Below are 21085 nucleotides of genomic sequence, written 5' to 3' on the forward strand. Positions count from 1 at the left end.
GGAGGGGGCCGGGTCAGAAGAGGAAGGGCAGGTTGCCCAGGCCCTCCGAGAGGACGTGGTAGCTGCTCGTGTGGCCGCCGCCCGTCGCGCCGTACCAGACCCGTCCACGACCGGAGGGCAGGACGGCGACGATGTCGTCCTGGTGGGTCGAGGAGCCGTTGACGTCACCGGGGACGAGCACGGTGCGGTACGTGTCCCAGCCGGTGCTCGTCGCGGCCGTCTGGCTCCACGAGGTGCCCTGCGAGGTCCAGGTGCGCATCCGGCCGCCGGAGGCGATGCCGCGCAGGTCGTCCCGGCCGTCGCCGTCGACGTCCTGGACGAGCTCGACGTTGGGGTAGTAGCGCGCCGGCCGACCCATCGAGCGAACCCGCTTGAGGGTGCCGGAGTCGCTCAGCTCGTAGTGGTCGACGTACCCGCCGACCTTGCGGTTGACGACGTCGAGGCGGCCATTGCCGTCGACGTCGAGACCGGAGGCGATGTCGGTGTACGAGCCCCAGCCCGTGGCGATCGTCTTCAGCACGCCGAGCTGACCGGTGCTCGTCGCGTACATGAGCTGCAGCCGGCCGTCGCCACGGCGCACGAGCACGTCGGAGCGACCGTCCCTGTTGACGTCGCCGGCGTGGCCGAACCAGGTGGCGTCGGAGAGCGCGGACTTCACGAGGGTCTTGCCGCCGAAGTCGTCGCTGCCGTTGCCCTTCATGACGTAGACCCGTCCGGTGCCGGAGGTGCCCATGAGGTCGACCCTGCCGTCGCCGTCCAGGTCACCGCGTGCGCCGCGCTGCGCGGGCGGGGTGCTCGGCAGCAGCGAGAGCCGGTTCTTGTAGACGATGCGCGAGACGCCCTCGATCGTCGAGATCTGCGTGCCCATCGATCCCGGGTCGTCGTGCGTCAGGACGCCGATCGTGTAGTCGGCGGAGCCGTAGTTCGACCAGCCGATGCTGTTGACGTGCCAGCCGTCGGTGCGCGGCAGCCAGCCGTTCTTCAGGGCGACGGTCCCGGCGGGCGGGCCGGCGCTCACGCCCCAGTCCTGGCTCGCGGTGACCTGGCGCATCTGGCTCAGGCCGTAGACCCGGTTGCTGTAGCTCAGGACCGACGACGGGCGGGCGTAGTGCTCCATGAGCCGGGCCTGGTCGAAGGCGGTCGTGCTCGTCAGCCCCCAGTGGTTGTACGGGTCGGCGTAGGTCTGGGTCATGCCGAGCCGCGAGCCCGCGCGGTCGAGGCCGGCTCGGCCACCGATGTGGTCGAAGAGGGCCGTCGTCGCGTTGTTGTCGCTGTAGCGGATCATCGGGACGATCTTCGACTTCTCCCAGGAGGTGAGCCCGCGGCCGGCCTCCTGCGCCTTGATCATCACGGCGGACATGATCTGCACCTTGACGATGCTGGCAGTCACATTGCGCGACGAGGTCTTGGTGTAGGTCCACGAGCGGCCGGTGCCGGGCAGGCGGACGGCGACGCCGACGGCGCCCGGGCGGGAACCGAGGTAGCGACGCAGCTCGGACTCGAAGGGGAGCGCGGCCTGCGCGGCGGTCGTCGAGTCGACGCCCCGCGTGGCCTTGGCGACGGAGTCGTCGACGGTCACGGTGAAGGTCAGCGCGCCGGTCACGTCGCCCGTGGGCGCAGCCTTGGCGGCCTGGGCTCGGGGGAGGACCTCGTCGAGCGCCTCGTCGCGCGTGGGCTCCTGCACGGTGCAGGTGGTGCCCGTGCCGCTCGGCGCGACCGCGACCCGGTCGCCGTCGGCATCGGTGCCGGTGAAGCCCGGGCGGCCGACGACCCGGAGCGGTCCGCGCTCGATCTTCGCGGTGCCGCCGTCGGCGAGGTCACCGGTGACGGTCACCGTGTCGGCGCCGATGCCGTCGCAGATGACGTCGAGCTCGACCGGCTGGGGAGCGGTGACGTCCCCCGGCACGGCGGTCGCCGGGGCGGCGGCGAGCGCCACGGAGGTGCTGAGTGCGAGGGCCGTGAGGACGGCGCGGCGGTGCGACATGGTGGATCCCCCTGGGTGGCGGTGCGACGCGGACATCATCCCAGACGCAGGGGGGGACGGGCCCGGTTGCGCCGCGCGGTTCAGGGACGGTGTCGCTGGTCCGCGGCGACCGCGTCGCAGAACCGGTCGACGTACCCGATGAAGGCGTCGAGGTCCTCGTCGCTCCAGTCGGCGAGCAGCTCGCCGAACCAGGCCTCGCGGCGGGCGACGAGGTCGTCGAGCAGGGCCGTGCCCTCCTGCGTGAGGGCCACGAGCTGGGCGCGGCCGTCGTCGGGGTCCGGGACCTTCTCCAGCAGCCCGAGGCCGACGAGGTGGCTCACCTGCCGGCTCACGGTCGAGGCGTCGGAGAGGTTGCGCTCGGCGATGTCGCCCACGCGGCTCGGGGCGTCGCGCACCGCGACGAGCACGGAGTGGTGGCTCGGCTCGACCGAGGGGTGCACGCGTGGAGCGCGGGCACGCGTCGCGTGCAGCATCCGCAGCATCCGGATGACGCTCAGGCTCAGCTGGCGTGGGGTGGTGGGCACCGGTCCTCCTCAGGTCGACGAAGGGGGCCCCGCGCACCGATGCGGGCGCCGGCCCCCTCGTTGCCTAGATTAGAGGGCATGTCGAGCACGTCGAGCACCCCCCGCAGCACCCCCGTCCCCCTGGTGGTCCTGGGGGTCGTGGCGGTCGCGGTGGTCCTCGCCGCGACGGTTTTCGGTGGCGGCGCGGCACCGCTCGAGCTCGGCGACCCCGGTCCCTTCGTGCGCTGGTCGCTGCCGGTGCTGCGGGTCGTCCACGACGTGGCCGCCGCGGTCACCGTCGGTGCCCTCGTGGTCGGTGCCTTCCTCGTGCCGGAGACGACGAGGACGGCTCGGCGCGAGACGCTCGCCCAGCTCGCGGGCGTGGCGGCGATCGTCTGGTTCCTCGCGGGCGTCGGGCGCCTGCTCACCGACTTCGCCTCGCTGGCCGGCATCCCCCTCACCGACCCGGCCTACGTCTCGCAGCTCACCGCCTTCGTCTGGGACCTCGACAGCACCCGCACGGCGGTCATCTCCTCGCTCGTCGTGGCCGTCGTGGCCCTCGCCGCCCCGCTGGCGAGGACGAAGGGGGCCCTGGCCTGGTGCGCCGGCGGCTCGGTCCTGGCGCTGCTGCCCCTCGCCCTGTCCGGGCACTCGTCGGCGAGCCTGGACCACATGAGCGGGGTCAACGCCCTCGCCTTCCACCTCGTCTCGGCGACCGTGTGGGTCGGCGGGCTCGTCGCGCTCCTCGTGGTCCGCCCTTCGCTCGGCTCGCACGTCGCGGTGACGGTCCGTCGGTACTCGAGCATCGCGGCGTGGTGCTTCGTCCTGCTCGTCGGCTCGGGCCTGCTCGCCGCGTGGATCAACATCGGTGACCTCAGCGGGCTCGCGTCGCGCTACGGGGTCCTCCTCGTCGCCAAGACCGTCGCGGCCGTCGTGCTCGGCGCCCTGGGCTGGTGGCACCGCAGCCGGACCATCGCCGTCCTGGAGGCGGGCGCGGAGGGGGTCGCCCCCTTCGTCCGGCTGGCCGTCGGCGAGGTCGCCGTCATGGCCGCCGCCATGGGTCTGGGCGTTGCGGTGGGCCGCACGCCGACTCCCGGCAGCGCGCCCACCGCTCCGGAGAACGCGATCGTCTACGACCTCAGCGGCTACCCGGACCCGGGGGCGCCGACCGGCTCGAGCTGGCTCACCGCCTGGCAGGTGGACTGGCTGTGGCTGGCCGTCGCGGCCATCGCGATCTTCGTCTACGTGCGCTGGGTCCTGCGGCTGCGCGCCCGCGGTGACCACTGGTCGACGCTGCGCACGCTCAGCTGGGTGGCCGGCTGGCTCGTCTTCGTCTACTTCACCTCGGGGGGGCCGGCCGTCTACGGCAAGCTCCTCTTCTCCTGGCACATGGTCGAGCACATGGGCGTGGCGATGATCGCCCCGCTGCTCATGGTGCCGGGGGCGCCGATCACCTTGGCGCTGCGCGCGCTGCCGGCTCGCAGGGACAAGACCCTCGGTCCCCGGGAGCTCGTCCTCGCGACCGTCCACTCGACCTACCTGCGGGTGCTCGCCAACCCGGCCGTCGCGGCCGCGCTCTTCTTCTTCAGCCTGGCGATCTTCTACTACAGCCCGCTCTTCGAGCTGGCGATGAGCACCCACACGGGCCACGTGCTGATGATGGTGCACTTCCTCGCGACCGGGTACATGTTCACCTGGGTGCTCATCGGCATCGACCCGGGGCCCAGGCGCTGGTCGCCCCTGGCGCTGCTCGTCGTCCTCTTCACGACGATCAGCTTCCACGCCTTCTTCGGCGTGATCCTCACGCAGTCCACGGAGCTGCTCGCGCCGGACTTCTTCGGCCGGCTCAACCTGCCGTGGATGGACGACCCGCTCGGCGACCAGCGCACCGGTGGGGCCATCGCGTGGGGCGTCGGCGAGGCGCCCACGCTCGTGCTCGCCGTCGCGGTCGCCTGGCAGTGGATGCGCAACGACGACAAGGAGACCCGTCGCCGGGACCGCACGGCAGACCGTGACGGCGACGCCGAGCTCGAGGCCTACAACGCGCGACTGGCCGAGCTCGGTCGTCAGGACTGAGCTCGGCCGGTCGGCGCCGTGGGGTGTGGGGTCAGCTGCAGCTGGTCCACTCGGTCTCGTTGCTCTTGGCCGCCCACGTGCTGTTGCCCTTGTAGATGGCGCGGTAGCGGTAGCAGGCGTTGGGCTTCACCGACGTGCTCCACGCGTAGTAGCCGTGGCCGTTGGTCTTGGTGTGACCGGCGTCGAACCAGTAGGTCCCGTAGGCCTGGCGGGCCTGGATGTAGACGTTGGCCGAGCGCAGCGGCCGGATCGAGCTCGACCACAGCTTGGTGAGACGCCCCCTGACCTGGGTGCCTCCGGTGGAGGTCTGGTAGAGCCGCACGCTCGTGCGCACCTTGGTGCCCGGCGTCGCGGTCTGGCGCTCCCAGTTGCTGTGGTCGCCGTCGTACCACGCGTTGCCCTTGTAGACGGCGCGGTAGGTCTTGGAGCGGTCGGGCTTGAGGTCCACGCGGAAGGCGCCGTCCGAGCTGGTCTCGGGACGGGCGATGGTCGTCCACGTGGAGGAGCCGACGTTGCGCGCCTGGAAGACGATGGAGCGGTTGGCGAGCGGTCGGTAGGTGTCGGTCTCGTAGACCTCGCCGCGGGCGACGAGCTTCTCGCCGATGCCGCTCCACAGCGGCTCGACGGTGATCGTCACCGTCGACGAACGCTTGGCGGAGGCCGCGGTCGTGGCCGCCGAGGCCTCGGTCCCGGCGTTCGCGGCGGTGGGGGCGAGCGAGAGGGCGAGGGCGGCCGTGGCGGTCAGGGACATCGCGCGGGTCGGGTGCATGAGGAGCTCCAAGGGTGTGGCGAGTGTGGCTGCTGTGACTCGCGGGGTCACAACCCCGAGTGTGCCCCCTTCCCCGCGTTACGCTGGACCGAAACGCCGAGGAGGGAGGTGCGAGATGGGTGGTGAGGCCGTGTTCTGGATCTTCGTCGTCGTGTTCAGCCTCGTCATGCTGGTCGCCTTCTTCCTCCTCGACCGTCCGCCCCGCAAGCGCAGCATCCCCACCAAGCTCTCGGTCCACACCGATCCTCGTGAGCCGCGTGGCCGTCATGACCCCGCCCCGCGGGTCGACGTCAGAGAGACCGACAGCCGGCTCTGAGCCGGAGACAAGAAGGAGCGCCACATGTACATCGGAGCCGGGATCTTCCTCCTGCTCGTCGGCCTGGTCATCGTCTTCGCCTACAACGGCGACATGACGGTCGTCGGCCTCGACCTCGGGGTCATCGGCTGGATCGCCATCGGTCTGGGCGTCCTCGCCATCATCCTCAGCCTCGTGCTCAACCGCAGTCGTCGCGAGACGGTCGTGCACGACGACCGTCGCTTCTGACGCACCGGGCACAGCCCGAAGGGGGCGCCCCGCCAGCTGGCGGGGCGCCCCCTTCGTCATGTGCCCATCCGGTCAGAAGGCCGACTCCGGCACGTCCATGAGGCTGTTGTCCGTCGCCTCGGCGATGGCCCTCTCGGAGGCCAGGCGCGGCAGGACGTTCTTGGCGAAGAAGCTCGCCGCGGCGATCTTGCCCGTGTAGAAGTCCTTGTCCTTGCCCTCCGCGCCGGCCTCGAGGGCCTCGGTGGCAACGGCGGCCTGACGCAGCAGCAGCCAGCCGACGACCAGGTCGCCCGCGCCGAGGAGCAGGCGGGAGGTGTTCTGGCCGACCTTGTAGATGTTGGTGATGTCCGAGCCCTCCTGCTTGGGGTCGGAGGCCATGAGCGCCTGGAACATCGCGCCGAGGATGCCCTGGACGTTTTCCAGGCCCTGGCCGAGCAGCTCGCGCTCGTGCTTGAGCGCACCGCCCTGCGCGTCGACGTCCTGGGCGAACTCCTGGATCTGCATCGCGAGGTGACCCAGCGCCTGGCCGTTGTCACGCACGATCTTGCGGAAGAAGAAGTCCTGACCCTGGATGGCCGTGGTGCCCTCGTAGAGGGTGTCGATCTTCGCGTCGCGGACGTACTGCTCGATCGGGTACTCCTGCAGGAAGCCGGAGCCACCGAAGGTCTGCAGCGACTCGGTGCCGAGGAGGGTCCAGGCCCGCTCGGAGCCCAGGCCCTTGACGATCGGCAGCAGCAGGTCGTTGACCCGGTTGGCCATCGCGGCGGGGGAGTCGTCGGCGATCTCCTCGACGCCCGTCGCGAGCTGCTCGACGTCGACGGTGTCCTGCTGGCTCGACGTGAGCGTGACGAGCGCCCGCAGGCCCTCGGCGTAGGCCTTCTGCAGCATGAGGCTGCGGCGCACGTCCGGGTGGTGGGTGATCGTCACACGCGGCGCGTCCTTGGCGGGCGTCGTCAGGTCGGCGCCCTGGACGCGCTCCTTGGCGTACTCGAGCGCGTTGAGGTAGCCGGTGGAGAGGGTGGCGATGGCCTTGGTGCCGACCATCATCCGGGCGTTCTCGATGACGCGGAACATCTGGGCGATGCCGTCGTGGACGTCGCCGAAGAGGGTGCCGACGGCGGCGTGCTTCTCGCCGAAGGTCACCTCGCAGGTCGTCGAGACCTTCAGGCCCATCTTCTTCTCGACGTTGGTGACGTAGACGCCGTTGCGCTCGCCCAACTCGCCGGTCTCGAGGTCGACGGCGTACTTGGTGAGGATGAAGAGGCTCAGGCCCTTGGTGCCCGGGCCGGCGCCCTCGGGGCGGGCGAGGACGAAGTGGACGACGTTGTCGGTCATGTCCGACTCGGCCGAGGTGATGAAGCGCTTGACGCCCTCGATGTTCCACGTGCCGTCGCCGTTGTCGGTGGCCTTGGTCCGCCCGGCGCCGACGTCCGAGCCGGCGTCGGGCTCGGTGAGCACCATGGTGCAGTGCCAGCCCTTCTCGGCAATCCACTTCGCGAGCTTCTTCTGCTCGTCGGTGCCGAGCAGGTAGAGCAGCTTGGCGAAGGAGTAGCTCGCGCCGAACATGCCGATGGCCGGGTTGGCGCCGAGGACGAGCTCGTTCATCGCCCAGCGCAGCGACGGGGGAGCGACGGTGCCGTCGAGCTCCTCGGGCAGGTCGAGCGACCAGAAGCCAGCGTCCTGGAAGGCCTTGTACGACTTCTTGAAGGACTCGGGCATCGCCACGGACGAGGTCTCGGGGTCGAAGACCGGGGGGTTGCGGTCGGCGTCGGCGAAGGACTCGGCGAGCTCGTTCTCGGCCAGACGCGCGTACTCCTTGAGCATCTCGCGCGCGGTGTCGGCGTCGACCGCCTCGTAGGGGCCCTGGCCCAGGACCTCGTCGCGACCGAAGACCTCGAAGAGGTTGAACTCGATGTCGCGCAGGTTGCTCTTGTAGTGACCCATCGGGGGTGACTCCTGGTCTGCTCGGGTGGGGTAAGCAAGCGCTTACCTCGGCTTTTCATCCATCTTCACCCGAGGTGCGAGCTGTGGCAAGCGGCGGTCGCGGTGACCTGACGCACACGAACGGGTAGCGTGCCGCGGGAACCGAGACCCGTGAGGGGGATCCGCATGTTCGTCTGGGCGTGGGCCGGTCCGACCTTCCTGGCCGCGGGGGCCCTGCTCGTCCTCGCCGGCCTGCCCAAGGTCCTCGACCCGGGTGACCTCGTGCGCGCGCTGCGCTCCGTCGGGGCGCGGGTGCCCCCCTTCGTCGTCCGTGGGTTCGCCGCGGCCGAGGTGGTCGCCGGCGCGGCCGCCCTCGTCCTGCCCGGACGGTGGAGCGCGCTCGCCGTGGCCCTCCTGCACGCCGGCTTCACCGGGTTCGTCCTCCTCGCCCTGGCGAAGGGGGGAGTGCTCGCCTCGTGCGGGTGCTTCGGTCGGGCGGACACGCCCCCGACCCGCAGCCACGCCCTCGTCACCGGGCTGCTCGCGCTCGCCGCGCTCGCGGTCGCGGTGGCCCCGCCCGCCGCCCCGTGGTGGGGTGCGGACATCGGCGGGCTCGCCGTGACTGTGGTGCTCGCCGGGCTCGTCGGCTTCCTCGCCTGGCAGGTCATCGCCGTCCTGCCCACCACGACCGCTGCCGCGATCCGCTCGACCCGGAAGGCCTGACCCCGTGAACCCGCTCCTGCTCACCCTCGTCATCGGCGAGCTCGTCGTCCTCGTGCTCCTGTCGGTGCTCGTCCTCGGGCTCCTGCGCAGCCACGCGCTCATCCTCAAGTCGCTCCACGACCTCGGCGCCGGCCTCGAGCTGGACCGCGCCGCGGAGGCGGCCACCGGCTCGCCCGGGCCCGTCCCCGTCGAGCTCGAGACGGGGGTCGTCGCGCGGGGCCGCGCCGACGGTGCCGGGGTGCCCGAGCTCGTCGGGACGCGGCTGGGTGGCGGCGACGAGCGTCGCGAGGACCTCTCCGGGCGCACCCTGCTCGCCTTCCTCACGACCGGGTGCAGCGTGTGCGCGAGCTTCTGGACCGAGTTCCGGCAGCCGGTCGACGTCCCGGGCGGCGGCCGCTTGCTCGTCGTGACGAAGGGGGACGACGAGGAGTCCCCGTCCGCCCTCGCCAAGGTCGCCCCGCCCCACCTCGACCTCGTGCGCTCCAGCACCGCGTGGGGCGACTTCGAGATCCCGGGCAGCCCGTACTTCGTCTACGTCGAGGGTGGACGCGTGCTCGGGGAGGGCTCCGCGACGACGTGGGCCCAGGTGAGCGACCTCATGGCCCAGGCCGTGGCGGACGACGAGCAGCGGGCGGGTGCGAACGAGGATTTCGTCGACCGGGGCGACCGGGACCACCCGGCGTCGGTCGACGCCGAGCTGCTGGCGGCCGGGATCGGCCCGGACCACCCGAGCCTGCGGCCGGAGCCGCTGCCGGGGCGCGGGGGCGAGCCGGGGCGGGGCGCCGACCCCAGATGACGCCCGTCCTCCTCGGGCTGGTGCTCGGCGTGCCGGTGGCGGTCGTCGCCGCCATCCGCGCCACGTGGTCGCCTTGAGGCGAGTCGATGCTCTCGAGCATCACCCCGCTCGGTGAGCGGGGACGTGGAGCGAGCTGGACGCGCACGGCCGCGGCGTACCTCGTGGGCTCGGTGCTCGCGGCCGGCCTCGTGGGAGCGCTGCTGGGCCTCGTGGGCTCCCTCGTGCCCGACGGCGTGCGGGGGTCGGCGCCGGTGCTCGGCGGGTTCGCGCTGCTGCTGGTCGTGGGGCTCGTGCTCGACGTGCGCTCGGGTGGGCACGGCGTGCCCTCGTGGCGGCGGCAGGTCGAGCGCGAGTGGATCGGGCGCTACCGCGGCTGGGTGACCGGGCTGGGATTCGGCGTGCAGCTCGGGCTGGGCTTCGTCACGATCATCACGAGCACGACGACCTACGCCGTCTTCCTCGCCGAGCTCCTCGCCGGGCGGTGGTGGGCCGGCGCGCTCATCGGGCTCGTCTTCGGGCTCGTGCGCTCGCTCCCGCTCGCGCTGGTGCGCCGCGTGGACTCGCCGCAGGACCTGCACGACGTCTTCGGCGTACTCGGCCGCTGGGAGGCCCCGGCCGCTAGGGTGGCGTGGACCACACTGACCCTGGCCGCGCTGCTGTGCGCCGGCACGGCGGTCGGAGTCTGAAGGGGAGCGCATCACATGGCAGTGACGATCTCGGCGCAGGTGCCCACGGGGTGGCACGTGCGGGTGCGACGGCGGCCGCAGGTGCCCCTGCGCTCAGCGACATCGGGGGCCGGTGACCACACCCGCCCGATCCTCCACGCGGCCTCGCGGCCGCTCCCGACCGATCTCGGGGACTTCGGGGGCGAGCTCATCGACGTCCTCGGCCCGGACGACGGCTTCGTCGCGCTCATCGACCACGGTCCGGAGGTCGCGGGGACGGGGCTCTTCGCCCGGCAGGGTCGCCCGGTCGTCTCGCCCTCGCAGTTCGCCGCCAACCGGCTGGCCAGGTACGTGCCCGGCCGCAGCGCCGGCCAGTGGTTCTTCAGCGAAGGGGGTCACGGCTTCTGCCTCTACGCCGTCACCGGGGCGCACTCGCGCCGGATGGCGGTCGTGCCGCGCATCGCGCGGGTCGTCGCCGGCATCAGGGTCTCCGGGGCCGGGGCCGTGGAAGGGGTCCGATGAGCAGGGGGTCGTGGACCGCGCGCCTCGTCGACTCGATCGCCGGACGCCTGCCGGAGGTGTCCCGGCGCGACGTCCTCGTCGGCTCCGCGGTCGCCGGGTCGGCCCTCGTCGTCGACCCCAAGGCCTACGCCCTTCGCCCCGTCTCGGCCTACGCGACCGTCTGCGGCCCCGGCAGCACGGCCTCCTCCGGCTGGACGGTCTTCTGCGCGACGATCAACAAGGGGGCGAACGCCTGCCCGCCCGGCAGCTTCGCGGCCGGCTGGTGGAAGGCCGCCGGCTCCTCGTGGTGCGGCGGCAGGTACCGGTACATCGTCGACTGCAACGCGACCTGCTCGCGGTGCACCACCGGCTGCCGGGACCACATCTGTGACTCCCGCTGCTGGTCCTGCAGCTGCGGCACCGGCTCGAGCGCGACGTGCGACCAGCGCCGGATCTGCTGCAACGCCTTCCGCTACGGGCAGTGCAACACGCACGTCTCGTGCAGCGGCGGCGTCCACTGCCGCGTCGTCAGCTGCACGCCGCCCTATCAGTGGGAGAACTGCACGACGACCTCCCTCGTCGACAACCGCACCTCCGAGCACTCGACCTCGCTCCTGCCCAAGTGGGGTGCGATCTCCTCGCGGTACTACGCCATGGGGGAGCAGCGCTCCCACCTCGGCCACTCCATGGGTCCCGTGCGCTCCGTCGGGGACGGTGTCGGCACCTACGTGCGGTACTCGAACGGTCGCATCTACCACTCGACCCGGGTCAAGCGGGCGATTCCGATCCGCAAGGGCGTCGTGGACGTGCTCGTCTCCCAGGGCTCGGTCAAGGGGCGCCTCGGCTACCCGTCGGGCCTGGAGTACCTCTCGAAGTCCGGGGGACTGACCCAGCGGTTCGAGAAGGGCGCGGTCGCCGGACCCTCGCTCGGCACGCTCTACGCGGTGTACGCCGGGGCCTGGACGATCTGGGAGGACACCGGCCGCACCTCGGGCGAGCTGGGCTACCCGACGTCCAACCGCAGGACGGTCTCGTCCGGGTGGGTGCAGCACTTCCAGCGCGGCGCGATCAGCCAGCGTGGCAGCGCCCGGGGGGTGCACGTCTCCGGCGAGTTCGCCAGGGCCTGGCGCCGGCACGGCGCGGAGAGCGGCGTGCTCGTGCTGCCCGTGGCCGTCGCGGCCAAGACCCTGCGCGGCAGCCGCCAACGTTTCGCCGGCGGCCAGCTCTGGCGCCTGGGATCGGGCACGCCTCGCCTCGTCACCACCGCGATGCTCGACGCGTGGGTGGCGAAGGGGGGACACTCCGGCCCCTACGGCTACCCGACCTCCGACACGACCCGCCGCTCCGATGGTCGGTGGTCGTGCACCTTCGAGGGCGGGACGATCGTCATCTGAGGTCTGGTCCGCGCGGACCCGACCGCCGCTCCGGCCACCGCTCCCGGAGGAGCTTGCGCAGCAAACGTCTCGAAGGGGCGACTGGTGTCCGTAACCCTGCATCGGTGGGTTAGCATGGCCGCTGCGCCTCGCGCGCCGGTGTAGCTCAATGGTAGAGCGCCAGCTTCCCAAGCTGGACACGCGGGTTCGATTCCCGTCACCGGCTCTCTTCTCTCTCTTTTCTCCTGTCCTGCGACGGCTAACCTGACCCCCGTGACTGAGGCGGCCCCGGGCGACGACGGCGAGCCCGTCGGCGACTACGCAGCGCCCCGCGGGCTCGACGCCCTGGCGGCGGACCTGCGCGAGCTGCGCCATCACGCCGGGAACCCCTCCTACGCAGAGATCGCCCTGCGCATCGACCGCGTACGAGGCGAGCGCGGGATACCTGCTGGCAGCGCGCGACCCGGACGGACGACCGTGTACGACGCCTTCCGGTCCGGTCGGCGCCGCCTCGACGTGAACCTCCTGCGCGACATCGTCCGGGCACTGGGCGGCACGGAGGACGACGTCGAGGCGTGGACGCAGCGCCACCACGACCTGAGCGTGGAGCCGGCGCCGGTGCGCGAGCCCGCCCCGGAGGAGCCGGAGCCGGGGGAGGGCGTGCCGGAGCCCGCGCCGGAGGCGGAGGCCGCGCCCGCGGCTGCGAAGAACGATGAGCCGCCGGCCCCTCGACCGCGGCTGCCCCTGCCGGTGCGCCGGCTGGTCGCGGTCCTCGTGGGGTGCGTCGTGCTCAACCTGCTGGGTCGGCTCCTCGTCGACACCCTGCACCTGCCGCTCTACCTCGACATGATGGGCACGGCCGTCTCCGCGCTCGCTCTCGGGCCGTGGTGGGGCGCGCTCGTGGGGGTGAGCACCAATGTCCTCGGCGAGGCCGGCTCCCCACCGGGGGTCTCGTCCGCCTTCACGCTGGTCAACGTCGCGGGCGCCTTGGTGTGGGGGTACGGCGCGCGCCGGTTCGGCATGGCGCGGACCATGCCGCGGTTCTTCGTGCTCAACCTCGTCGCGGCGCTCGTCTGCACGCTCGTCGCGACCCCGACCCTGCTGGTGGTCTACGGCGGGTCGGTCGGCCACTCCGGCGACGAGCTCACCGAGCGCGTCCGGCTGGGCCTGCACAGCCTGCCGGCGGCCGTGCTCGTGATGAACCTGCTGACCTCGGTCCTCGACAAGCTGGTCTCGGGATTCATCGGGCTGACGACGGCCGACGCGATCGCGGGCCCCGAGTGGCGCGGTGATGACCCGTCCCGTCCCCCGGACGGGTCATCACCGGACGTCGTCCGTTCGCCGCGCGTCGGCGAACGGATCCTCCCCCCGGAGGTCACTGGCAGTGCCTGATCGGCGTCCCTCACCGTCCGTGATCGAGGATGCGGCACACGCGGCGCCCGGAGCGACCACTCCGAACAATCCCGAACACCGCCGACCGCAGTTTCCGTCCGAGGAACACCGAGCCCGTGGACGTCGGGGGCGACCTACCTTCGCCCCATGCCAGCAGCCGAACCCGTGACCGGTACCGCCCGCACGAACGGAGGGCCGGGACCCGCGCTGCGGCAGCCTTTCCTCGGTCTCCTCGTCCTGGTGGGCGTCGTCATCGTCTCCCTCGGCCTCATCGCGACGCTCGAATGGCCGACCTTCCGTGACTCGGTCTCCTACTACCTCGTCTGCGCGGTGCCGACGCTCTTCGTCGTCGGGCCCTTCTGGCGGGGAGAGCACCCGCGGGCGCTCACCCGCCTGGCGCAGCCCTGGCGTGGCCTCGCACTGACCGGACTCGCCCTCGTGGTCGCGGCCATCGTGGCCGTCGTGGTCAACGTCGTGCTCGGGGAGGGGCGGACACCCCCTTCGCCCAACGTCGCCCACATCGTCATCATGGCGGTGCCGTTCACCTTCCTCTTCGCGGTGGTGTGGGACGGGTGGCCCTTCCGGCGGATGGGCCACCAGGTCCTGGCGGGCCTCGCGCTCCAGCTGGCCGCCTACCTCGTCGCCGTCGCCGCCTACCTGGCCCTGGCCAGCTACGACTCCTTCAAGGCCGGGCCCGCCTACGTCGCGGCCATCGACCCCGGTGGGCCCTTCGACGCCTGGGCGCTGATGACCTTCGTCGTCACGACCATGGCCGTGGCGCTGCTCCTGCTGCACCTGGACCTCTGGCCGCTCGCCGGCACCCCGGCGCTCGCGGGTGGGGCGCGACGCGCGGGAGCGCTGACGGCGGTCATCCTGGTGGTCAGTGCCCTCGCGATGTGGCTGGGGACCGGTGTCGGGGGCCTGGACCCGCCGACCTTCCTCGTCGGGGTCGCCATCCCCTTCATCTTCGGCTCGATCGTCGTGCTCAACGTCTTCGAGGGGGCTCTGCCTCTGCCCGCTGCCCAGCCCGTGCGAGGCCTCGCCTCCGCCGTCCTTGCGGCCGTGATCGGACTGGTGCTGGCCGGACTGTACGCCGTCCTCGCCACGCGGGTGTCAGGAGATGTGCCCTTCGGTGGCCCCGGGTACCAGGGCGAGGTCTGGCTCGCCTCGGCGCTGCTCGCGGTGACCTTCCCCCTGCTGTCGGTGGTCATCGACTGCTTCGGGTTCTGGCCCGCGCGACGCGCGGTCGCCGACGCAGGCCGAGACGGCTGACGGCGCCGAGGTTAGGCTGGTCAAGACTCAGCTCGACGGGGAGCAGCCCGGCCGAGACGGATGTGGGGGGTTGATCGGGATGAGCGGGACGCTGACCCGGGGGCGCCTGAGCCGCGACCTGATCGTGCGTGCGGCCCTGGCATACATCGACGCCCAGGGACCCCAGAAGCTGACGATGCGGTCGTTGGGGAAGGCGCTGGGCGTGGAAGCCATGTCCTTGTACCGGCACGTCTCCGGTCGCGAGGACCTGCTCGAGGCGGTGGTCGCTCACCTGTTGCGCGGCCTCGAGGATGATCTCGACGTCGAGCTTGTCGACACGTGGCAGGGCTACCTGCAGACGTTCGCGCACGAGGTCCGGCGGGTGGCGACCGAACATCCATCGGCCTTTCCCCTGATCGCGACCCGACACCCGGCCGCTCCCTGGTTGCGTCCTCCGCTGCGGAGCCTGTCGTTGGTGGAGGACTTCCTCCACACGATGATCGGCCACGGGTTCGGCGAGAAGGAGGCAGTGCGCGTGTACCGGGCCTTCAGCAGCTTCCTCCTGGGGCATCTGCTGCTGGAGTCGGTGGTGCGCGGGGCCGAGACCGCTCCGGTGGAGGTGGCGCTCGACGAGGGGCAGGCGTCGATCCCCGAGGGCGACGCCGACATGGACCTGAGCGGCTTCCCGACGGTGGAGCGATTGCGGCGAGAGCTGAGCGAGGACCACTCGAAGGCAGAGTTCGAGATCGGACTGGAGACTCTCATCGAGCGGATCGAGCTGCACATGTCGCAGTGAGGGCGGCCACCGTCGGACTGCTGCCTACATCGGCAAGTCGGCGGCATGGATCATGCGTCGGTGCCGCTCCCCGGCGAAGCCTCCGAGGACTGCTCCGAGGAGCGTGACTGGCGCGGTGGTGACGAGGGGCAGGGGCCTCCCGGTCGCTGCCTGCTGGGGGCGGACGGGGATGCTGGCGAGGACGTCGATCTGGGTCAGCACGTCGAGGCTGTCACCCGCGACGAGACCGAGGGCCGCGAGGACGATTGAGACCAGTGCGGCCCCCAGCCAGACGGCGACGCCCTGCCGGCCACCGCCCGACGAGGCGAGCCGGGCGGCGACATAGCCTCCGACGAGGAAGGCGATGAACAGGATGACGAGCAGCGTCACCATCCGGGCCGGGCCGATGCCCCTGCCGCTGTCGGGGGCGTAGGTCGCTGAGTCGTGCGCTCCGGTCCCGATGGTCACGCCGACGCCGGCCGCGAGGGCGGTCAGGAGGAGGGCCAGGACGACTGCTGTGAGCCATCCGACGAAGACCACGCCGACCTGTGTACCGCCGGGGCTCGTGCACATGATGCTCCTGTGGGCTGCGGTTGCGAGGGGTGACGCGGGCAGTCCCCCACGGCCCGCGTCGGGCCATGGGGGACTGCTGCTCGAGGCTCAGGAGCGGTCGCGCGGGTCGACCCCGTCGGGCAGGTCCGCCTCGATCTGCTCCTTGCGGACCTGCTCGGTGATCTGCTGCTCCTCGGTGACCGTCTCGGTGCCGAGCCTGACCCGCTCGACGGGGACCGTCTCCTTGTTCACCACGACGCGCTCCTGCGTGAGGGTGACCTCGTGCTCCTCCTCGGTGAGCTCGCCCCCGGCCAGCGCCTGGTCGCGGTTGGCGTCCGTGATCGGCTCGCGCTCGAGGCGGACCTCCTCGCGCTGGACGGGCACGGTGGTCGTGACGTTCTCGGTTACGACGTACTTGCGCAGACGCGCTCGTCCGGTGGCGACCTTCTCGGTGCCCACGTCGAGACGTTCCTCGGAGCGAGTCATCGCGTCGTCGGTGTTCGGGCCGGAGGTGTCCTGGCCCTCGCCGACACGCTCGTCGCCGCCACCGGTGTCCTCGATCTCGTAGTACCGGTACAGCCCCGCCTCGTCGTCCGCGTCGAGGTGGCCATCGGCGTCGACCCGCGGTGCGTCCTTGATGACGGCCTTGGTGAAGGCGACCTGGATCTCGGAGTCGTCGCGCACCGTTGCTCCACGCAGGGGGACGAAGGACTCGCTGGTGCCGAACAAGCCGGTGGACACGGTCACCCACTCGGGCCGACCGTTCGCGTCGTCGAGGTAGATCTGCCCGACCTGCCCGACCTTCTCGCCGGACGTGTCGGTGACGATGCCGCCGGAAACCAAGGTGTTGATCTGATCTGTGGAAATCATGCGATCCTCCGTAGGAATAGGTTTACGCGATAAGTCGTGTTGTTTCTCTGGGTTCGCCGGCGCAGCCCGGCTCAGCCTCGGGTGCCGTCGAAGGGAGCGTCGGTGGAGGTGGCGCCCGCAATGGGGTGAGGGCGTGCCCCGCTGGTCTGCATCTCCTCCTTGGCCTGCTGGGCCTGGGCCTTGACCGACGGGGCCTTGGCTGCCTCGTCCTTGATGTTCTGGGTCTCGGTCTCCATCGTGCCGAGGTAGCTCTCCCAGCGCGCCTGCATCGGCTTGATGAGGCCGCCGCCGACGCCGACGACGAGGATGCCGCCGATGGTGGCCAGGACGGTGATCAGGACCGGCAGGGTGACGGTCGTCGCGATGCCGACCTGGTTGAGGGCGGCGATGATGCCCAGGCCCAGGATGAAGGCGGCGGCGATGTTGGCCAGGACCTTGCCGTAGGACAGCCCGCCGAGCGTGTTGGCGATCAGTTCACGCACCGCAGTGGCGATGGCGGCGGCGATGACCACGATGACGATGGCCACGACGATGCTGGGCAGGAAGGCGATGACCCGGGTGAGCAGGTCGCTGATCGGGTTGGGCCCGAAGACCCCGAAGGCCAGCTGCAGCACGAACAGGATCAGGGTGTAGTAGACGAGCTTGCCGACGATGGACGAGGCGTCATACCGGGACGCCGCCAGGGCCCGTTTGATGCCACCGCGCTCGACGGCGCGGTCGAAGCCGACGCGCTCGAGGACCTTGTCGACGGTCTTGCCGATCATCTTGGCGACGATCCAGCCGATCACGAGGATCAGCAGGAACATGACGATCTTGGGTACGTACAGGGCGACCGCGACCCATAGTTCGTTCAGTGCGTTATCCATTGAAAGGACTCTCTTCTCGGCGTTGAGGGCTTCCATGCTTACGCAGTAATCTAAGGAATGCAAACGGTGTAAGCCAACTGATGTCGAAGCCTGCAACGCGCTCTGTGGGTGACCCGGAGCATGGCCGCCCTGGTGCATGTGCCCGGCGTGCTCCCCTAAGGTCGGGCCATGCTGCTATCCGACAGGGACATCCGGGCCGAGATCGACGGCGGGCGGGTCGTCCTCGACCCCTGGGACCCGACGATGGTCCAGCCCAGCAGCGTCGACGTGCGGCTGGACAAGTACTTCCGTCTCTTCGACAACCACAAGTACCCGGTCATCGACCCGGCGGCCGACCAGCCCGACCTCACCCGGCTGATCGAGGTCGAGCCGGACGAGGGCTTCGTGCTGCACCCCGGCGAGTTCGTGCTCGGCTCGACCTACGAGACCGTGACGCTGCCCGACGACCTCGCCGCCCGCGTCGAGGGCAAGTCCTCGCTCGGGCGCCTCGGCCTCCTGACCCACGCGACGGCCGGCTTCGTCGACCCCGGCTTCTCCGGGCACGTGACCCTCGAGCTCAGCAACGTCGCCACCCTGCCCATCCGGCTGTGGCCGGGGATGAAGATCGGCCAGCTGTGCTTCTTCCGCCTCTCCTCGCCCGCCGAGCACCCGTACGGCTCGGGCCCGTACGGCTCGCACTACCAGGGGCAGCGGGGGCCGACGGCGAGCCGGTCCTTCGCGAACTTCCACCGCACGGACATCTGACCCTTCGAGACGGTCGCTGCGCGACCTCCTCAGGGAGCGGTGGGGGCCTCGCTGCGCGACCTCCTCAGGGAGCGGTGGAACCTCGCTGCACGACCTCCTCAGGGGGCGGTGGGGGCCTCGCTGCGCGACCTCCTCAGGGAGCGGTGGGGGCCTCGCTGCGCGACCTCCTCACGTGACTCGTGAGTAACCTCGGGGGATGAGCACCCAGAGCCGCGTCCCCGCCCATGACGAGCTCCGTGAGGAGCACGACTCCCGGCGCGTCAGCGCCTTCGCCGACGACGCGCTCGCGAGCCTGGACGCGACGGGCGTCGCGGAGGCGATCCGCCACGGAGAGATCAGCGCCACCGAGGCCGTCGAGGCGGCCATCGCGCGCGTGCAGGAGGTCGACCCCGTCCTCGGGGCGACGACGGTGGACGACTTCGAGCGGGCCCGCCGTCGGGCCGGCCACCTGCCGCGGGGGACGCGGGCTCCCTTCGCCGGTGTGCCGACGGCCATCAAGGACAACGTCAACGTCGCGGGTCTGCCGATGAGCCAGGGCTCCGACGCGCTGCCGACCGCGCCGCGGACCGCGGACGGCGCCTTCGTGCGCCAGCTCCTCTCCACCGGCGTCATCCCGGTCGCGACGACGACCTGTCCTCCCTTCGGCTGGACCGCGACGACCGAGCGCCCCGGCGGTCGCGTCACCCGCAACCCCTGGGCGACCGGCTACTCCTCGGGTGGGTCCTCCGGTGGCGCGGCCGCGCTCGTCGCCTCGGGCGCGCTGCCCATCGCCCACGGCAACGACGGTGGCGGCTCGATCCGCATCCCCGCGGCCGTGTGCGGCCTCGTCGGACTCAAGGTCACCCGCGGCCGCCTCCTCGGCGACCCGACGACCGACCAGCTGCCGGTCGGCATCGTCGTCAACGGCGTGCTCACGCGCACCGTCCGCGACACCGCGACCTTCCTCGCGGCCGCCGAGAGCCACCAGCCGGCACGCCGGCTCCCCGCCGTCGGTCTCGTCGAGGGGCCGGGCGCGCGCCGCCTGCGCGTCGGGATGATGCTGGACTCCCCGCTCGCCCCGGCGACCGACCCGCAGACCCGCGATGCCGTCGCAGGCGTCGCCCGCCTGCTCGACGGCCTCGGCCACGACGTCGACCCCGACACCGCGGTGCCGGTGCCGGAGTTCTTCAGGACCGACTTCCAGGACTACTGGGCGCTGCTCGCCCTCGCCTCGTCCGCGCGGGGCACGAAGCTCTACGGCGAAGGGTTCGACCCCGGGCGCCTCGACATGTTCACCCGGGGCCTCGCCGCCCGCGCCAAGCGGCGCCTGCACCGCGCGCCGCTCTACCTCGCCCGCCTCGCGCTGACCGGTCCGGCGTCGGCGCGGCTCTTCCCCGCGGACGCGGACGTCGTCCTCACGCCGACCCTGGTCCACACCACGCCGCGGATCGGGTACCTCTCCGGCGACCTGGACTTCGACACGCACATGGGGCGCCTGCTCGAGTACGTCGGGTTCACCCCGATCCACAACGCCAACGGCCAGCCGTCGATCTCGCTGCCGCTCGGCCGGACGGACGACGGGCGCCCGATCGGCGTCATGTTCTCCGCCCGCGCGGGCCAGGAGCGGCTGCTCCTCGAGCTGGCCTTCGAGCTGGAGGCCGCAGCCCCCTTCGCCCGCATCGACGGCCAGGTGTAGCTCGGCCCGTGCCTGCCGGCGTGGCCGCGTGTGCTTGGGTGACGACCATGGCTGACTTCACCCCCGGGACCACCGGCACCGACGAGGTGCTCTTCGCCGTCGACGGATCACTGGGGCGGGTGCTGCTCAACCGCCCCCGGGCGATCAACGCCCTCACCCGCGAGATGGTCGTCGCGATGCAGACGCGCCTCGCCGCCTGGGCGGACGACGACGCCGTGACGGCCATCAGCCTCGAGGGCGCCGGCGAGCGGGGGTTCTGCGCCGGTGGCGACGTGCGGGCGGTCCGCGAGGCGCACCTCACGGGCACGTCCGGGGGAGTGGACTTCTGGGCCGACGAGTACGCGCTCGACGCGCAGATCGCCGAGTACCCCAAGCCGGTCGTCGCCGTCATGGACGGCATCGTCATGGGCGGCGGGCTGGGCCTGTCGATGTTCGCCACCGCCCGCTGGACGACCGAACGCTCGAGGATCGCCATGCCCGAGACGATCATCGGCTTCTTCCCCGACGTCGCCGCGACGTACCTGCTCTCCCGCGCGCCGGGTGAGGTCGGGACGCACATGGCGCTCACCGGCGCGACGGTCACCGGTGCCGACGCCGTGCACGTCGGCCTCGCCGACGCGGTCGTCGACCACACCCGCCTGCCCGAGCTCATCGCCGCCGTCGCCGGGGGAGGGCCGATCGAGCCGGTCCCCGCTGGTGCCATGACGAAGGGGGGCGACCTCGCCTCCTCGCACGACTGGGTCGACGAGTGCTACGCCGGCGACGACGCCGCGGTGATCCTGGCGCGCCTGCGCGAGCACGCCGACCCGGCTGCCCGTGCGGCGGCCGAGGAGATCTCCCTTCGCTCACCCCTGTCGGTGGCCGTGACGCTCGCGGCGCTCCGCAGGGCGGCCACGGCGGGGTCCGTGCGCGAGGTGCTCGAGGCGGACACCCGGATCAGCCGCGGGCTGCTCGCCCGGGCGGACTTCGTCGAAGGGGTCCGGGCGCTGCTCGTCGACAAGGACCGGCAGCCACGCTGGGAGCACGCGGACGTGGATGAGGTCACGCGCAGCGAGGTGATGTCGGTGCTCGAGGGTTAGGTTGATCCAGACCACGGTGGACCG

The 21085-nt window shown here is 71.7% G+C and carries 21 protein-coding genes and 1 tRNA gene; 15 read left to right on the forward strand and 7 right to left on the reverse strand.

Annotated features, from left to right (window positions below):
• Positions 1–13: 13 nt before the first annotated feature.
• Entirely contained in the window at positions 14–1984 is a 1971-nt protein-coding gene (locus JT1_RS16205; protein WP_068328912.1) for an FG-GAP-like repeat-containing protein, read from the reverse strand.
• Between the two features lie 80 nt (positions 1985–2064).
• Positions 2065–2508 carry a MarR family winged helix-turn-helix transcriptional regulator gene (locus JT1_RS16210; RefSeq protein ID WP_068328915.1) on the reverse strand — a complete coding sequence of 148 codons (444 nt, stop codon included), beginning with the start codon at positions 2506–2508 and terminating at the stop codon, positions 2065–2067.
• A 78-nt stretch (positions 2509–2586) separates the two neighbouring features.
• Between JT1_RS16210 and JT1_RS16215 the strand changes: the two genes are divergently transcribed.
• The gene (locus JT1_RS16215; protein ID WP_068328918.1) at positions 2587–4563 is read left to right on the forward strand and encodes a bifunctional copper resistance protein CopD/cytochrome c oxidase assembly protein; all 1977 of its coding nucleotides are present in this window, start codon (positions 2587–2589) and stop codon (positions 4561–4563) included.
• Between the two features lie 31 nt (positions 4564–4594).
• Here JT1_RS16215 and JT1_RS16220 read toward each other — a convergent pair whose 3' ends face one another.
• Positions 4595–5332, reverse strand: a complete 738-nt coding sequence (locus JT1_RS16220; RefSeq protein WP_068328920.1) for a hypothetical protein — start codon at positions 5330–5332, stop codon at positions 4595–4597.
• Positions 5333–5447: 115 nt separating this feature from the next.
• Here JT1_RS16220 and JT1_RS16225 point away from each other — a divergent pair, with 115 nt between their 5' ends.
• Both JT1_RS16225 and JT1_RS16230 read left to right on the forward strand, forming a co-directional pair.
• Complete coding sequence (locus JT1_RS16225) at positions 5448–5648, forward strand: hypothetical protein (protein WP_068328922.1); 201 nt, start codon at positions 5448–5450, stop codon at positions 5646–5648.
• Between the two features lie 24 nt (positions 5649–5672).
• The gene (locus JT1_RS16230) at positions 5673–5876 is read left to right on the forward strand and encodes a DUF6458 family protein (protein WP_068328924.1); all 204 of its coding nucleotides are present in this window, start codon (positions 5673–5675) and stop codon (positions 5874–5876) included.
• 72 nt (positions 5877–5948) lie between these two features.
• Here the strand turns inward: JT1_RS16230 and JT1_RS16235 are convergent, their stop codons facing one another.
• Entirely contained in the window at positions 5949–7820 is a 1872-nt protein-coding gene (locus tag JT1_RS16235) for an acyl-CoA dehydrogenase (protein WP_068328931.1), read from the reverse strand.
• A 165-nt stretch (positions 7821–7985) separates the two neighbouring features.
• On the opposite strand from JT1_RS16235, the gene JT1_RS16240 reads away from it, so the two are divergent.
• The 9 genes from JT1_RS16240 to JT1_RS16280 all read left to right on the forward strand — a co-directional run bounded on the left by JT1_RS16240 (position 7986) and on the right by JT1_RS16280 (position 15296).
• Positions 7986–8522, forward strand: coding sequence for a MauE/DoxX family redox-associated membrane protein (locus tag JT1_RS16240; protein WP_068328933.1), 537 nt, complete (start codon positions 7986–7988; stop codon positions 8520–8522).
• Positions 8523–8526: 4 nt separating this feature from the next.
• Entirely contained in the window at positions 8527–9318 is a 792-nt protein-coding gene (locus JT1_RS16245) for a hypothetical protein (RefSeq protein WP_068328936.1), read from the forward strand.
• Positions 9319–9404: 86 nt separating this feature from the next.
• Positions 9405–10004, forward strand: coding sequence for a hypothetical protein (locus tag JT1_RS16250; RefSeq protein WP_068328939.1), 600 nt, complete (start codon positions 9405–9407; stop codon positions 10002–10004).
• Between the two features lie 15 nt (positions 10005–10019).
• Positions 10020–10505, forward strand: a complete 486-nt coding sequence (locus JT1_RS16255; protein WP_169702041.1) for a hypothetical protein — start codon at positions 10020–10022, stop codon at positions 10503–10505.
• On the forward strand, positions 10502–11878 hold the full coding sequence (locus JT1_RS16260; protein ID WP_068328945.1) for an LGFP repeat-containing protein: 1377 nt from the start codon (positions 10502–10504) through the stop codon (positions 11876–11878). The genes JT1_RS16255 and JT1_RS16260 overlap by 4 nt, the downstream gene beginning before the upstream one ends.
• A 134-nt stretch (positions 11879–12012) precedes the next feature.
• Positions 12013–12083 (forward strand) — tRNA-Gly (locus tag JT1_RS16265).
• A gap of 47 nt (positions 12084–12130) precedes the next feature.
• Entirely contained in the window at positions 12131–13249 is a 1119-nt protein-coding gene (locus JT1_RS16270; RefSeq protein ID WP_068328948.1) for an ECF transporter S component, read from the forward strand.
• Between the two features lie 147 nt (positions 13250–13396).
• On the forward strand, positions 13397–14521 hold the full coding sequence (locus JT1_RS16275; RefSeq protein ID WP_169702042.1) for a hypothetical protein: 1125 nt from the start codon (positions 13397–13399) through the stop codon (positions 14519–14521).
• 79 nt (positions 14522–14600) lie between these two features.
• The gene (locus JT1_RS16280; protein ID WP_068328957.1) at positions 14601–15296 is read left to right on the forward strand and encodes a TetR/AcrR family transcriptional regulator; all 696 of its coding nucleotides are present in this window, start codon (positions 14601–14603) and stop codon (positions 15294–15296) included.
• A 24-nt stretch (positions 15297–15320) separates the two neighbouring features.
• On the opposite strand, the gene JT1_RS16285 is transcribed toward JT1_RS16280, so the two are convergent.
• From JT1_RS16285 to JT1_RS16295, 3 genes are all read right to left on the reverse strand, one after another.
• Positions 15321–15848 (reverse strand): hypothetical protein, encoded by a 528-nt coding sequence (locus JT1_RS16285; protein ID WP_068328959.1) that lies wholly within the window; start codon positions 15846–15848, stop codon positions 15321–15323.
• 87 nt (positions 15849–15935) lie between these two features.
• Positions 15936–16697: a DUF2382 domain-containing protein gene (locus tag JT1_RS16290; RefSeq protein ID WP_068328961.1), complete on the reverse strand. Its 762-nt coding sequence runs from the start codon at positions 16695–16697 to the stop codon at positions 15936–15938.
• 71 nt (positions 16698–16768) lie between these two features.
• Complete coding sequence (locus tag JT1_RS16295) at positions 16769–17563, reverse strand: mechanosensitive ion channel family protein (protein WP_082807728.1); 795 nt, start codon at positions 17561–17563, stop codon at positions 16769–16771.
• Positions 17564–17731: 168 nt separating this feature from the next.
• On the opposite strand from JT1_RS16295, the gene dcd reads away from it, so the two are divergent.
• The 3 genes from dcd (at position 17732) to JT1_RS16310 (ending at position 21061) form a co-directional block, all read left to right on the forward strand.
• On the forward strand, positions 17732–18307 hold the full coding sequence (gene dcd, locus JT1_RS16300) for a dCTP deaminase (RefSeq protein WP_068328965.1): 576 nt from the start codon (positions 17732–17734) through the stop codon (positions 18305–18307).
• A gap of 196 nt (positions 18308–18503) precedes the next feature.
• The gene (locus JT1_RS16305) at positions 18504–19982 is read left to right on the forward strand and encodes an amidase (protein ID WP_068328967.1); all 1479 of its coding nucleotides are present in this window, start codon (positions 18504–18506) and stop codon (positions 19980–19982) included.
• A gap of 47 nt (positions 19983–20029) precedes the next feature.
• Positions 20030–21061 carry a 3-hydroxyisobutyryl-CoA hydrolase gene (locus tag JT1_RS16310; protein ID WP_068328969.1) on the forward strand — a complete coding sequence of 344 codons (1032 nt, stop codon included), beginning with the start codon at positions 20030–20032 and terminating at the stop codon, positions 21059–21061.
• The last annotated feature ends 24 nt before the right edge of the window (positions 21062–21085 follow it).

The sequence above is a fragment of the Janibacter terrae NBRC 107853 genome (assembly GCF_001591405.1).
Classification (GTDB): domain Bacteria; phylum Actinomycetota; class Actinomycetes; order Actinomycetales; family Dermatophilaceae; genus Janibacter; species Janibacter terrae.